The organism is Vibrio sp. 1078-1, assembly GCF_033340475.1.
In genome coordinates this window covers 1-628 of sequence record NZ_JAWOWM010000512.1, presented here as the reverse complement: position 1 = coordinate 628, position 628 = coordinate 1, and the positions used below count along the sequence as shown (strand labels likewise).

1 protein-coding gene is annotated in these 628 nt (G+C 45.4%); it reads left to right on the top strand.

Translation table 11 applies throughout. The features are described 5' to 3' along the window. Positions 1-628, top strand: a 628-nt coding sequence (locus tag R7190_RS28495; protein WP_318138011.1) for a flagellin hook IN motif-containing protein, incomplete at both ends; no start/stop codon positions are given.

Here is a 628-nt window from a genome sequence, read left to right as displayed (position 1 = left end):
CAGGATGATCGTACAAGTCTTCAACAAGAAGTGATTGCACTACAAGATGAATTGGATCGTGTGGCAATCACGACGACATTCGCGGATAAAAACCTCTTCAATGGCTCTTATGGTTCTCAGAGTTTTCATATTGGCGCCAATGCGAACTCTATATCATTGACGCTCAGAAACATGCGTACGCACATACCTGAAATGGGCGGGCAACATTATCTGGGTGACAGTTTAGACAAAGACTGGCGGGTAACGAGAGATAACCAACAGTTCGCGTTTGAATATCAAGACAATGAAGGCCAAACACAATCTAAAGCATTAACACTCAAAGTAGGCGATAACCTTGAAGAAGTGGCAACCTACATTAATGCCCAGCAATCGGTAGTCGATGCTTCCGTAACGCAAGATCATCAACTGCAGTTTTTTACCTCGACACTGAATGCGCCAGAAGGCGTCACATGGAAAGGCAATTTTGCCGATGAGATGGATATAGGTTCCGGTGAGTTGGTGACCGTTGATGATCTCGATATGTCGACAGTAGGAGGCGCTCAGCTTGCCATTAGTGTGGTGGATGCGGCGATAAAGTATGTTGATTCTCATCGCAGTGAAATAGGTGGATTTCAGAACCGTGTGAGTG